Here is a 12,591-nt window from a genome sequence, read left to right on the forward strand (position 1 = left end):
TAATTTTAAACGTAATATTTACAAATGTACTAAATTTAAGAAGAAAACAGCGAGTACACTTACATATTGAACAAATAAATTATGTACATTTGCAAGCACTAAATCATCATTAAAATGACAACAAACATAGCTATAGAACGCGTTAATGAATCGAAGATATCTTCAGTTGACTTTAACAACTTACCTTTTGGTAGCGTATATTCTGATCATATGTTAACTTGCGATTTTGTAGATGGCAAGTGGCAAGAACCAAAAATTGAGCCTTTTGCACCTATTTCTTTAGATCCTTCTGCTAAGATTTTTCATTATGGACAATCGATTTTCGAAGGTATGAAAGCCTATAAAGATGCAGATGAAAATATTATGCTTTTTAGACCTTTAGACAATTGCAAACGTTTAAACAAATCTGCTGCACGTTTGGTGATTCCTGAAATTCCTGAAGAAATTTTTATGGATGGCTTAAAAGCATTGTTAGAGGTTGATAGTGATTGGATTCCTACAAATGAGGGAAGTTCTTTATATATTAGACCTTTTATGTTTGCTTCTGGTAATGGTTTTCATGCATCGCCTGCAGATGCCTATAAATTTGTAATTTGTACAGCTCCTTCTGGCGCTTATTTTGCGGGTAAAGTAAAAGTATTGATTGAAGAAAAATATGCACGTGCTGCAAATGGTGGTGTTGGTTTTGCAAAAGCTGGTGGTAATTATGCAGCTCAGTTTTATCCAACGCAACTGGCCATTGAAAAAGGATATAACCAAGTAATTTGGACAGATGATAACTCTCATCAATTTATAGAGGAAGCTGGTGCCATGAACATTTTTATCAGAATTAATGACACCTTAATTACAAGCCCTACAAGTGACCGTATTTTAGATGGAATTACACGTAAAAGTATTTTACAAATTGCTGCTGATCATGGCATTGAAACTGAAGTAAGAAAAATTTCTGTAGGTGAAGTTGTAGAATCTGCCAAAAACGGAAGTTTAAAAGAAATGTTTGGAGCAGGAACAGCTGCTGTAATATCGCCAATTGCAGGATTTGGATACCAAGAAAACGATTTTGATTTGCCTGTTTTAGAAAATCCTTATGCCTCTAAATTAAAAAAATTAATCACTGACATTCAAACCAATAAAGCTGAAGACCCTTATGGTTGGAGAGTTTTTGTATAGTTTGGTAACTGCATAAATTTTAAAAAGCATCAATTAGTTTTGATGCTTTTTTGTTGTTTTAAATTTAGTATCTTTAAAAAAGATAAATTAATCCAATTTTTAAAACGTATCTAAAAAAAGATATACAAGCTTATTGGGAAACAGAAAATATACTCATTTTACTAAATTCCTTTTAAAATTTACAATTGATTTTTAACCAAAAAAACTTTGAAAAAAACAATGCATGCAAACAAGAAATAATAAATCAAGTAACCTGAATGTCTCTTCATAGCATTATCTATAATTTATTAAGTTGAATGAAAAACTACTTATTCTTTGCTACTTTTATTTGTCTTTTTTCCTGCAATAACATTGAACAGAAAAAAGATGTAGCTACGATTAACTCTAAATAATATATTACCATTTTAGGAGTTGCACAAGATGGAGGCTATCCACATATTGGTTGCCAAAAAGAATGTTGCAGCAATTATTATTCAGGTAAAAATAACAGAAAAAATGTAGTTTCTTTAGGTTTGGTTGATAAAGAGCATCACCAAAAATGGTTGTTTGAAGCTACTCCAAATATGCATACACAACTAGCAGCCTTAGAGAATAATCATTTGAAAACTACATCAATTATTGATGGTGTATTTTTAACTCATGCACATATTGGTCATTATACAGGTTTAATGTATTTTGGAAGAGAAGCTTATGGTAAAAAAGACATCTCTGTTTATGCAATGCCCAAAATGAGGACTTTTTTAACAACCAATGGGCCATGGAATCAATTAGTTGATTTAAAAAACATTACGCTTAAAAACTTACAACACGATTCTACAATTGTTTTAAATAACAATTTAAAAGTAACTCCTTTTTTAGTACCACACAGAGATGAGTTTTCAGAAACCGTGGGCTACAAAATTCAAGGACCTAAAAAGACAGCATTATTTATTCCTGATATTGATAAATGGCATAAATGGAAAAAAAACATTATTGAAGAAGTTAAAAAAGTTGATTATGCTTTTTTAGATGCAACATTTTTAAATCAGTTTGAGGTAAAAAGAGCCATGACTGAGGTTCCTCACCCTTTTATTGAAGAAACTATGAATTTATTTAAAAATGAAAACCTATTAACAAAACAAAAAGTAATTTTTATACACTTTAATCACACCAATCCTACACTTCAAAAAAACAGTAAAGAAAGAATTGAAATTAAAAAGCTTGGTTTTAAATTTGCGAATGAAAATGAAAATTATGAATTATAATATCCAACATATGAGAATTTCTACCACTACTAAAATTTCTTTATTCTTTTTTTGTATGCTACTTTTTAATCTATCTACCCATAGCCAAATTAGAAAAGTAATTCTTTTAGAGAATAATTGGAAATTCCAAAAAGGTAACTTCAAAAATGCAGAACAAATCAACTTTAACGATCATAGCTGGGAAAATGTGTCTATACCTCATGATTGGGCAATTTACGGGCCTTTTAACAAAAATATCGATTTGCAAAAAGTAGCTATTGTACAAAATGGAGAAAAAACAGCCACTGAAAAAACGGGCAGAACTGGAGCATTACCTCACATTGGTACTGCTTGGTATCGAAAAGATTTTTCCATTTCTAAAAATGATATCAATAAAAAAATACTCTTACAGTTTGATGGAGCCATGAGCGAACCTGAAGTTTTTTTAAACGGAAAAAAAATTGGGGAATGGAAATATGGTTACAGTTATTTTTATTTTGATATTTCTTCTCAAGTTCGCTTAGGTGAAAACACATTAGCAGTAAAGCTTAGAAACAAAGAATTTGCTTCACGTTGGTATCCAGGAGCTGGTTTATACAGAAAAGTTACTTTAACTATAAAAAACAATGAAAGCATTAAACATTGGGGTACATTTATTACTACTCCAATTGCAACTAAAGATTTAGCGAAAGTTACCATCAAAACAAAAGTTAATGTAGAACAAGGAAAGTTAGTTACCACAATATATGACCACGAAAACAAAGTTATTACTCAAAAAACCACATCTGAACTTTTTAACGGAGAATTTGATCAAAATTTAGCTGTTGACAATCCTAATTTATGGAGTCCAGAAAACCCATATTTATATACAGCCAAAACACAATTCTTTATAAACGATAGCTTAAAAGATGAAATATCAACAAAATTCGGAATTCGAGAAATAAAATTTGAACGTGAAAAAGGTTTTAGCTTAAATGGAAAAGTAACCAAATTTAAAGGGGTTTGTTTGCATCATGATTTAGGTCCTTTAGGAACAGCTATCAATAAAGCTGCTTTAAAAAGACAACTCACCATTTTAAAAGATATGGGTGTAAATGCCATTCGAAGTTCACACAATATGCCATCTTTAGAGCAATTGCAATTATGTGATGAAATGGGTTTTCTCTTCTTAGCAGAAAGTTTTGATGAATGGAAAAAACCAAAAGTAAAAAATGGTTACAATCGTTTTTTTGATGACTATGCAGAAAGAGATGTTGTAAATTTAGTAAGAGCTACAAGAAATCATCCTTGTATTGTAATGTGGAGTTCTGGAAACGAAGTACCTGATCAATGGGGAGCAGAAGGTGTAAAACGTGCAAAATGGTTGCAAGATATTTTTCATAGAGAAGACCCTACAAGGCCAGTAACTGTTGGTATGGATCAAGTTAAAGCAGTAATGGCTTCTGGTTTTGGAGCAATTATGGATATTCCTGGTTTAAATTACAGAGTGCATTTATATGAGGAAGCCAATGAGCGTTTTCCGCAAGGTTTTTTATTGGGCTCAGAAACTGCATCTACTGTAAGCTCTAGAGGTATTTATAAGTTTCCAGTTGAGAAGGGAGTTATGAAACAATATGATGATTTTCAATCTTCATCTTACGATTTAGAATATTGTAGTTGGTCTAATTTACCTGAAGATGATTTTATTTTACAAGATGATAAACCTTGGGTTATTGGAGAATTCGTATGGACAGGTTTTGACTATTTAGGAGAACCCACACCTTATGATGAAAAATGGCCTTCTAGAAGCTCTTATTTTGGAATGATTGATTTAGCAGGTATTCCTAAAGATCGTTATTATTTATATAAAAGTAGATGGAATACAACAGACGAAACCTTACATATTTTACCTCATTGGAATTGGAAAGGCAGAGAAGGAAAAAAAACACCCGTTTTTGTTTATACCAACTATGACAGTGCAGAATTGTTTGTAAACGGAAAAAGTATGGGCAAACAAACAAAAACCAAAACAGGAACTCCACAAGAACGTTATCGTTTAATGTGGAATGATGTGGTTTATGAACCAGGCACAGTTAAAGTTGTTGCTTTTGATAAAAAAGGAAAACCTGTTGCAGAAAAAGAAATAAAAACTGCTGGAAAACCTTATAAAGTAGTTTTAAATCCTGATAGAAAAACTATTAAAGCAAATGGTAAAGACATTAGTTTTGTAACAGTTTCTGTGGTAGACAAAAACGGGATTCCTTGCCCAACTGCAACAAATCAATTGAATTTTAAGGTATCTGGAAAAGGTAGTTTTAGAGCAGTTTGTAATGGTGATGCAACATCTTTAGAGCTATTCCACAAACCTACTATGAAATTATTTAGTGGTAAGCTAGTTGTTTTAGTGCAATCTACAAAAGAAGAAGGTGAAATTGAATTAGCCGTAAAAGGTAAAGGATTAAAAACAGGAAAACTTAAATTATCAGCTAAATAGTTATGCTAAAAAGATCACTTGTTGTTTGTTTTTTACTACTTGGTTTTATTACTAAAGCACAAAGCAATACTAATACTATAGAAGAAATTAGCAAAACCATTCGTAATTATTATGAAGGTTATATAGAAAGGGATATCAATAAATTAAACACTGCTTTTGATACTGAATATGGAACCATGAAAGTGCCTATTTTAAAAAATGATGAAATTGTTGGTTATCAAAACCATTATTTTAAAGCGTTAATGCCAAAATGGGGCAATAGAGCAAAATTATCAACCAAAGTTTTGCAAAATTGTGCCTTAGAAATTTTAAACATCGATGTTGTTGATAGTAAAATAGCTAGTGCAAAAATGAGTATGAAAGTAGATACAATAACTTATATTGATATTTTATCAATGCATAAAATTGATAATTTATGGAAAATTACCAATAAAATATATACCATTAAAAAATGATACGTTTAAGGCAGAAACTAATATACAAAATAAATTCTCGTACTTTTTAGTACCTTAATTTTTTAAAGTATTCGTTTAATAAACCTCATATAAATAAAAAAGAGCTTTCAATAAATCTTTGAAAGCTCTTTTTTTTTTACTTTACCAGTATATTATAAACTTAATACGCTGTTTTCTGCACCTGCATAATCATTCCAAGCAAGGCTATCAGCTTCTACTTCGTTTGTATATGAACCATCAATTAAATATCTGAATTCATAAGAATTTCCAGTTTCTAAATCAACAGTACCTTTAAAAGATCCATTTTTTAATTTTTTTAGTGGTGTAGCTTCTACATCCCATTCGTTAAAGCTTCCTACTACTGCAACATTTTTAGCTTCTTCAGCAGGTACAGTAAAAGTTACTTTACATACTGGTTTACTTTTTAAAAATTGTTTTTTAATTGCCATAATTATTTAATTAAATGATATGGTAAAAATATAAAGAAGATTGCAATCTTAAACATAATCTTTTGTCATCTATAAAGAATTATCAGTTTAATAAAATCTACAGTTAAAATATTCATATATCAAAATAAAAGCAGAGCAATATTATAGTTTTACAAAAAATATTAAGCTTGCTTTTCATTGATTTTCAGGCTTTTTAGTTCGAAATCGTATTCGCCAGCTTCTCTTTTGTGTTTAAAATTCACTCAAAACGTCAAGTTTGATGAACTTTTAAGTTATTTTTGTTTAAAATGAGGAATATACTATGGTTACAATTATTGCAGCAATTGCAAAAAACAATGCTCTCGGCTTAAATAACGACTTAATTTGGCACTTACCTGCAGACTTAAAACGATTCAAAAAAATTACAACAGGTCATCATATATTAATGGGCAGAAATACATTTGAATCTATTGGTAAACCATTGCCAAACAGAACTACCATTATCATCACCAGAAATAAAGAATATACACAACCAGGTTGTTTAATAGCAAATAGCTTAGAACAAGCCCTAGATATGGCTCAAGATGATGAAAAAATTTTTATAATTGGTGGTGCTCAAGTTTACAAATACGCCATCGAAAATAATTTTGCAGATGCCTTAGATATTACCTTAGTGCATGAAGAATTTGAGGCCGATGCTTTTTTTCCTGAAATTGATGAAAACATTTGGGATAGAGTAGAAAGAGAAGACTTTATTGCTGATGAAAATAATAAGTTCGATTATAGTTTTATTCGCTTTAAAAAAGTAGCTAATTAATCCTATTTGTTCTAAAACCACCACCTAAACTCATCTTATATTTCTTTTGGGCAAATAAAAAGTAGTTAAATAACTTATAGTTTACTTCATATCCATAATCTATATTTTGCTGATAATCAATTCGGTTCTCATAAATATTTTCATTAAACTGTTGCGGATTTTGAAATCTCTGATTCCAAGTAATTACCCAAGCCCTATTTCTGGCCTCTAAGTAACTTTGAGAGTAAAACCCTTCTGGTTGTGCAACTGAATTTAAAAAATAGGTAAAACCAGGGTCTATAATAATAATCTCATATTCTAAACTGTCATTAGCAATTACCACTGGCTCTTCCTTTTCTGTAACTTTTTTAGTTATGGGAGATGAACCACAAGCCCAGAAAAAAAGAGTTAGAATTATTAACGTAACTAGTGTTTTTAAATGTTTCATAATATTAAAGATAAAAAATTATTAATTTGTGATTAAAGCTTATCAAAAGTAGCAAGATCAAACACTTTTAAAAAACCATAATGAGTAAACAGCTGTTTCTGTTGAGTAAACCACTATTTACTTAAAATTCTTCAAAAAATATACCACTTTTTCATTCATTAATACTAATTTTAAGACTTAAATTTTTTCAAAATGAAATTCAAATTCGTTGTACTCTTTTTTTTGATAGCAATTATTTCTTGCAATACACCAAAAGCAGAAAAAAACACATATTCCATTTTATCAGAACAAGACAGAGCTATAAAAAAAGATGAGTTACTTGAAGATAGGCTTACCCATGTATTACCAGCTTTAATGGACAAAGCTAATATTGATATGTGGCTACTAATATCTAGAGAATATAATGAAGACCCTATTTTAAAAACCATGTTACCAGCAACTTGGTTAAATGCAAGAAGAAGAACCATAATCGTTTTCTATAGAGATACAGCAAAAAACACCTTAGAACGTTTAGCTGTTGCAAGATATGATATTGGTAAAAGCATTAAATCTGCTTGGGATAAAGAAAAAGAACCTAACCAATGGAAAGCTTTAACTGAAATCATTAAGAAAAGAAATCCTAAGAAAATTGGTATTAATACTTCTACCCATTTTGCCTTGGCAGATGGTTTGGTAAAAACTGATTATGATGAATTGGTTGAGAATTTACCAGAAGAATTATCCTCAAAACTAGTATCCGCAGAAAAATTGGGAATTTCTTGGATAGAAACCAGAACCGAAAAAGAGTTGGCTCTATTCAGGGAATTAGTAAAAATAACACACAACATTATTGATGAAACCTTTTCTGAAAACACGATCATTCCAGGCAAAACATCTACAGAAGATTTGGTTTGGTTTATGCGCCAAAAAGTAACAGATTTGGGTTTAGCAACTTGGTTTCATCCAACCATCGATGTTCAAAGAAATAAGGAGGCTTTAAAATCTCATATTGAATCGTTTTCTAAAACTAAGGATAAAAAAATCATCCAAAAAGGCGATTTGCTTCATTGCGATTTTGGAATTACGTATATTGGTTTAAACACTGATTGTCAGCAACATGCCTATGTTTTACAGGATGATGAAACCGAGGTTCCTCAATTTTTAAAAGACGCCTTTCAAAAAGGAAATCGTGTGCAAGATATTTTAACAAGTACCATGAAATCTGGCAAAACCGGAAATGAAATTTTGTTAACATCTTTAGCAAAAGGAAAAGAAGAAGGTTTGCGTCCATCAATTTATACGCATCCTTTAGGAAAATATGGCCATAGTGCTGGTACTACAATTGGTATGTGGGATTCTCAAAACGGCGTTCCTTTTAATGGCGATTATCCTTTGCAAAAAAATACAGCCTATGCTATTGAACTTAATACTACTGTTTTTATTAAAGAATGGAATAAAGATATTAGAATAATGTTAGAAGAAGCTGGGTTTTTTGGTGATGATACTTTTGAATATGTTAACAAAAGACAAACTGCAATTAAACCAATACATACCAATTAATTTTTTTGTTGATGTTCTCGTTAAAAATACCTAAAGAAGATTTAAAAAAGATATTAATCATTTTTTTTAGAGAAGCTGGCTTATTTATCGCTGCTGTTTTTTTACTTTTTATTGATGGTGTTTATTTTAACGAACACATTTTTAAATCGCAATTATTATTAAATATTCTCATGGGTTTGGCTTTTATTGCCATGTTGTACAGAGCCACACCTAGGGTTAGAGAACTTATGGTTATTGCTGTAATTTTAGGCTTTGTTGGTGAGCATTTTTTCTCAAAAGTTTTAGGCATGTACACCTACAGGCTAGAAAATGTACCTTTATACGTACCTTTTGGACATGGCGTTTTGTATGCCAGAATATTCAGATTTAGTAAAGCCAGTTTGGTAAAAAAGTACCATAAAGAAATTGAATCTTTTTTAATTCTAGTAATGGTAACTGTATCTACTATTTACTTGATACTTTTAAACGATGTTTTTGGGTTTGTAATGACCGTTTTTGTGTTTTTAATTTTGTGGAAAAGGCCAAAAGACCGTTTATTTTTCTTTTCAATGTATGTGTTGGTCGTTATTTTAGAGATTGGTGGCACAGCATTTGGCGCTTGGAAATGGCCAAATATTGGTTTTGGTGTGTTCGAATTTTTACCAAGTAACAATCCACCAAGTGGTATAAGTCTGTTTTATTTTTTATTAGATATCGGTTGTTTTGTAATTTACATACTCATTCACCAAAAAGCTTGGAAAAGATTAAAGAGCATTAAAAAACAGCAATTAAAATCAGTTTTATGAAACACAGATGTTTTTGGGTAACAGATAGTAAATTGTATCAAGATTATCATGATAACGAATGGGGAAATCCAGTTTATGACGATGCAACCTTATTTGAGTTTTTAATTTTAGAAACCTTTCAAGCAGGTGTAAGTTGGATAACCATTTTAAATAAAAGTGAAAATTTTAGAAAAGCTTTCGATAATTTCGATTATCAAAAAATAGCAAAATATTCAGAAAGTAAGTTCAACGAATTGATGCAAGATGAAGGTATTATTAGAAATAAATTAAAAATACGAAGCGCTATTACCAATGCGCAATTGTTTATGGAAATTCAGAAAGAGTTTGGTTCTTTTTCTGCATTTATTTGGCGTTATGTAAAAGATAAACCAATTGTGAATACATTTCATAAAAAAGAAGATGTACCAGCAACTACAGCCATTTCAGACAAACTATCAAAAGATTTAAAAAAACGTGGATTTAAATTTACAGGTTCTACAATTATGTATGCCTTTATGCAGGCAGTTGGTATGCTAAACGATCATACTACAGACTGTTTTCGATATCCAAATTAATAACAATAAAAAAAAAACAAAATTGACTTACCAAGAAGTTATAGAAGAATTATATGATTTAGAAGATCAAGAAAAAGTGATTTTTAAAGCGCGTAAGTTTGGTATAATTTCTAAAAATTCGCTTGGTGTTTATCATAAAGACTTAAAAGAACTCGCCAAAAATATTGGAAAAAATAGTGAACTAGGAATTCAATTGTTTGACAGTGGAATTTACGAAGCCAGAATTTTATGTAGTAAAATTTTTCATCCCAAGGACCTTAATGAAAATCTTATGGAAAAATGGGTTAGAACATTCGAAAACTGGGAAATATGTGATAGCTTTTGCATGGGCGTTTTTGCAAAAAGTAATTTGGCATTAACAAAGATTCTAGAGTGGTCTACTAGAGAGGAAGAGTTTCAGAAAAGAGCCGCTTTTGCAATTATGGCAGCCTATTGCATGGCAGATAAAACCTCTGATAATTTATTATTTCAGCAATTTTTTCCAATGATAATTGATGCTTCTAATGATGACCGATTTTATGTAAAAAAAGCAGTAAATTGGGCATTACGAAATATTGGAAAAAGAAATATAGATTTAAGACAAGATGCCATTAAAGTAGCAAATAAAATGATACAATTAGAGCATAAATCTGCAATTTGGATTGCTAAAAATGCCTTAAAAGAACTACAAAAAGAAAGCGTAAGAAGCTCAGATTACCCAAGAAATATATACAGAACACCTTAAACATGGCACAAAAAACTAAAGATCCAGGTTTTGGATATAATTCTAAAAAAAATGCACAAAGCGTTATTAATGATGATGGATCTAGCAATGTAAATCACATTAACAGAAAACGAAATGTAAATGACCTGTACACTTATTTTATAGATATTTCTTGGTTGTATTTTTTTGCACTTATTATTTTGGCATACACTCTATTAAATGTAATTTTTGGTATACTCTATGTTGCTATAGGCATTGAAGAAATTACAAAGCCAAAAGGTACTTTTTTTCAAGATTTTTTAAACGGATTTTTCTTTAGTGCTCAAACATTAACCACAGTAGGTTATGGTGGAATAGCTCCAAAAGGCATTACAGCAAACTTCATTGCCGCTTTTGAAGCAATGATTGGTTTGTTAAGTTTTTCTTTTATTACAGGTATGCTTTATGGTCGATTTTCCAAACCAAAAGCAAATCTAAGATTTAGTGAAAATTTAATTTTACGAGATTTTAAAGGCAAACAAGCAATAATGTTTCGTTTAATGAATAGCCGCAAAACGGTAATGATTGAACCGGAAATTACAGTTACATTATCAATAACCGAAGAAAATAAAAAGAAAGAATTTAAACGCAATTTTTATCAACTAAAACTAGAACGCAGTAAAATAATGTACCTGCCTACTATTTGGACCATTGTTCATGAAATTGATGAAAATAGTCCCCTGTACAAATACTCTAAAGACCAAATTAAAAATTTAGAAGCACACTTGTACATTTTAATTAATTATCACGAAGAATCGTTTTCACAAAAAGTATATCAAATAAATTCATATGATTTTGAAGATTTACTTATAGATGTTAAATACACATCAGCTTCAAGTTTTGATGTAGAAGGTTATACAGTTTTAGACCACGATAAATTAAGTGAAACAGAAAAAATGTAAGTGTATTAATTGCCAAAAATAATTCTTATCGCCACAAAAACAGCAATAATTAACAAACCATAAAGCAACACTTTTTTACCAGAATTTTTATAATGCCTTTGATGACTTTTAATATCTTTTTTATAGCTCCAAACAATTAATGCACCAAAAACCAACACAAAAAAAATGATAAAAATAACTCTACCTGTCGTAAAAAATGCGTTATAAATCATCGGAATCATTCTAAATTTGTTTTTAGTGGTTTTCTTTTAATACGATTTAAATAATAACTAAATTACTTATATTTAACTATACAAAATTACGAATAAATCGTAGACTTTAACGATTTCAAAATCATAAAAATGAAAGATAAAATAGCAGCAGTTCAGGCATTTCATAAAGCGTTTAGCTTAAATATTCAAAACACACCAACTGTTCAGATTTCTCAAGATAGGAAACAATTGCGTTTTGAGTTGATGAAAGAGGAAAATGAAGAATATTTAGAAGCCGCTAAAAACAACGATTTGGTAGAGGTAGCAGATGCTTTAGGCGATATGCTTTATATTTTATGTGGCACTATTATAGAACATGGTATGCAAGACACAATTGAAGAAATATTTAATGAAATTCAACGTTCTAATATGAGTAAATTGGGCGAAGATGACAATCCTATTTACAGAGAAGATGGCAAAGTTTTAAAAGGCCCTAATTACTTTAAACCTAATATTAAAGAAATATTAGAAAAATAATTTAATTATTTATGCCCTTTTTAACCAAATAATTTGTAAAATAAAAAAATGAGAGCTACAATTAAAAATAGTTAATACTTAGAAAAAAAGTAAGTTTTTTTTAAAAAAAAGAACTATATAAAATTATGACCAATAAAAATACTTTCGAAAACAAAGATGATAAATAACCATAATTAAAACTACAGGTATAGAAAATTCTAATAAGTTCCTACATAAATATAATTAAAAAAATGATAGAAAGTAAAAGCAGTAACAAATTAAGTTAAAAGCCTTTCATAAACAAAGAAATAAAGACAAAATATAATTCATAAAAAAACCTCATATCGATTGATATGAGGTTTTAAAAAG

General features: G+C 29.8%; 14 protein-coding genes. 11 read left to right on the forward strand and 3 right to left on the reverse strand.

Features of this window, described 5'->3' with window-relative positions; translation table 11 throughout:
- Window positions 1–114 precede the first annotated feature (114 nt).
- The 4 genes from ACTG3V_RS10375 (at window position 115) to ACTG3V_RS10390 (ending at window position 5,321) form a co-directional block, all read left to right on the forward strand.
- Window positions 115–1,170: a branched-chain amino acid aminotransferase gene (locus ACTG3V_RS10375; RefSeq protein WP_439132092.1), complete on the forward strand. Its 1,056-nt coding sequence runs from the start codon at window positions 115–117 to the stop codon at window positions 1,168–1,170.
- Window positions 1,171–1,712: 542 nt separating this feature from the next.
- Entirely contained in the window at window positions 1,713–2,414 is a 702-nt protein-coding gene (locus tag ACTG3V_RS10380) for an MBL fold metallo-hydrolase (protein ID WP_439132105.1), read from the forward strand.
- Window positions 2,404–4,866 (forward strand): DUF4982 domain-containing protein, encoded by a 2,463-nt coding sequence (locus ACTG3V_RS10385; protein WP_439132093.1) that lies wholly within the window; start codon window positions 2,404–2,406, stop codon window positions 4,864–4,866. The genes ACTG3V_RS10380 and ACTG3V_RS10385 overlap by 11 nt, the downstream gene beginning before the upstream one ends.
- A 2-nt stretch (window positions 4,867–4,868) precedes the next feature.
- Window positions 4,869–5,321 (forward strand): nuclear transport factor 2 family protein, encoded by a 453-nt coding sequence (locus ACTG3V_RS10390; protein ID WP_439132094.1) that lies wholly within the window; start codon window positions 4,869–4,871, stop codon window positions 5,319–5,321.
- A 152-nt stretch (window positions 5,322–5,473) separates the two neighbouring features.
- Here ACTG3V_RS10390 and ACTG3V_RS10395 read toward each other — a convergent pair whose 3' ends face one another.
- Window positions 5,474–5,770 carry an isoamylase early set domain-containing protein gene (locus ACTG3V_RS10395; RefSeq protein WP_439132095.1) on the reverse strand — a complete coding sequence of 99 codons (297 nt, stop codon included), beginning with the start codon at window positions 5,768–5,770 and terminating at the stop codon, window positions 5,474–5,476.
- Window positions 5,771–6,071: 301 nt separating this feature from the next.
- Between ACTG3V_RS10395 and ACTG3V_RS10400 the strand changes: the two genes are divergently transcribed.
- Window positions 6,072–6,566 (forward strand): dihydrofolate reductase, encoded by a 495-nt coding sequence (locus tag ACTG3V_RS10400; protein ID WP_439132096.1) that lies wholly within the window; start codon window positions 6,072–6,074, stop codon window positions 6,564–6,566.
- Here ACTG3V_RS10400 and ACTG3V_RS10405 read toward each other — a convergent pair.
- Window positions 6,559–6,993, reverse strand: coding sequence for a DUF6146 family protein (locus ACTG3V_RS10405; protein ID WP_439132097.1), 435 nt, complete (start codon window positions 6,991–6,993; stop codon window positions 6,559–6,561). The genes ACTG3V_RS10400 and ACTG3V_RS10405 overlap by 8 nt on opposite strands.
- Before the next feature lie 192 nt (window positions 6,994–7,185).
- On the opposite strand from ACTG3V_RS10405, the gene ACTG3V_RS10410 reads away from it, so the two are divergent.
- From ACTG3V_RS10410 to ACTG3V_RS10430, 5 genes are read left to right on the forward strand one after another with little or no spacing between them, the layout of a single operon-like run.
- A complete protein-coding gene (locus ACTG3V_RS10410) occupies window positions 7,186–8,532 on the forward strand; it encodes a M24 family metallopeptidase (protein ID WP_439132098.1) in 1,347 nt (448 codons plus the stop codon).
- An 11-nt stretch (window positions 8,533–8,543) separates the two neighbouring features.
- The gene (locus ACTG3V_RS10415) at window positions 8,544–9,317 is read left to right on the forward strand and encodes a hypothetical protein (protein WP_439132099.1); all 774 of its coding nucleotides are present in this window, start codon (window positions 8,544–8,546) and stop codon (window positions 9,315–9,317) included.
- Complete coding sequence (locus ACTG3V_RS10420) at window positions 9,314–9,871, forward strand: DNA-3-methyladenine glycosylase I (protein ID WP_439132100.1); 558 nt, start codon at window positions 9,314–9,316, stop codon at window positions 9,869–9,871. Before ACTG3V_RS10415 ends, ACTG3V_RS10420 begins: the two co-directional genes overlap by 4 nt.
- 22 nt (window positions 9,872–9,893) lie before the next feature.
- Window positions 9,894–10,595 (forward strand): DNA alkylation repair protein, encoded by a 702-nt coding sequence (locus tag ACTG3V_RS10425; protein WP_439132101.1) that lies wholly within the window; start codon window positions 9,894–9,896, stop codon window positions 10,593–10,595.
- Window positions 10,596–10,597: 2 nt separating this feature from the next.
- Entirely contained in the window at window positions 10,598–11,515 is a 918-nt protein-coding gene (locus tag ACTG3V_RS10430; protein WP_439132102.1) for an ion channel, read from the forward strand.
- A gap of 5 nt (window positions 11,516–11,520) precedes the next feature.
- Here the strand turns inward: ACTG3V_RS10430 and ACTG3V_RS10435 are convergent, their stop codons facing one another.
- Entirely contained in the window at window positions 11,521–11,727 is a 207-nt protein-coding gene (locus ACTG3V_RS10435; RefSeq protein ID WP_439132103.1) for a hypothetical protein, read from the reverse strand.
- A 129-nt stretch (window positions 11,728–11,856) separates the two neighbouring features.
- Between ACTG3V_RS10435 and ACTG3V_RS10440 the strand changes: the two genes are divergently transcribed.
- Window positions 11,857–12,243 (forward strand): hypothetical protein, encoded by a 387-nt coding sequence (locus tag ACTG3V_RS10440; protein ID WP_439132104.1) that lies wholly within the window; start codon window positions 11,857–11,859, stop codon window positions 12,241–12,243.
- Window positions 12,244–12,591: the final 348 nt, after the last annotated feature.

Source organism: Polaribacter sp. (genome assembly GCF_965660385.1).
Lineage (GTDB): Bacteria > Bacteroidota > Bacteroidia > Flavobacteriales > Flavobacteriaceae > Polaribacter.

What these genes read in the sequence shown, in the direction of transcription:
- ACTG3V_RS10375 (WP_439132092.1), top strand. Translation starts at nt 115, where the DNA reads ATGACAACAAACATAGCTATAGAACGCGTTAATGAATCGAAGATATCT.
- ACTG3V_RS10385 (WP_439132093.1), top strand. Translation starts at nt 2,404, where the DNA reads ATGAATTATAATATCCAACATATGAGAATTTCTACCACTACTAAAATT.
- ACTG3V_RS10390 (WP_439132094.1), top strand. Translation starts at nt 4,869, where the DNA reads ATGCTAAAAAGATCACTTGTTGTTTGTTTTTTACTACTTGGTTTTATT.
- ACTG3V_RS10395 (WP_439132095.1), bottom strand. Translation starts at nt 5,770, where the DNA reads ATGGCAATTAAAAAACAATTTTTAAAAAGTAAACCAGTATGTAAAGTA.
- ACTG3V_RS10400 (WP_439132096.1), top strand. Translation starts at nt 6,072, where the DNA reads ATGGTTACAATTATTGCAGCAATTGCAAAAAACAATGCTCTCGGCTTA.
- ACTG3V_RS10405 (WP_439132097.1), bottom strand. Translation starts at nt 6,993, where the DNA reads ATGAAACATTTAAAAACACTAGTTACGTTAATAATTCTAACTCTTTTT.
- ACTG3V_RS10410 (WP_439132098.1), top strand. Translation starts at nt 7,186, where the DNA reads ATGAAATTCAAATTCGTTGTACTCTTTTTTTTGATAGCAATTATTTCT.
- ACTG3V_RS10415 (WP_439132099.1), top strand. Translation starts at nt 8,544, where the DNA reads ATGTTCTCGTTAAAAATACCTAAAGAAGATTTAAAAAAGATATTAATC.
- ACTG3V_RS10420 (WP_439132100.1), top strand. Translation starts at nt 9,314, where the DNA reads ATGAAACACAGATGTTTTTGGGTAACAGATAGTAAATTGTATCAAGAT.
- ACTG3V_RS10430 (WP_439132102.1), top strand. Translation starts at nt 10,598, where the DNA reads ATGGCACAAAAAACTAAAGATCCAGGTTTTGGATATAATTCTAAAAAA.
- ACTG3V_RS10435 (WP_439132103.1), bottom strand. Translation starts at nt 11,727, where the DNA reads ATGATTTATAACGCATTTTTTACGACAGGTAGAGTTATTTTTATCATT.
- ACTG3V_RS10440 (WP_439132104.1), top strand. Translation starts at nt 11,857, where the DNA reads ATGAAAGATAAAATAGCAGCAGTTCAGGCATTTCATAAAGCGTTTAGC.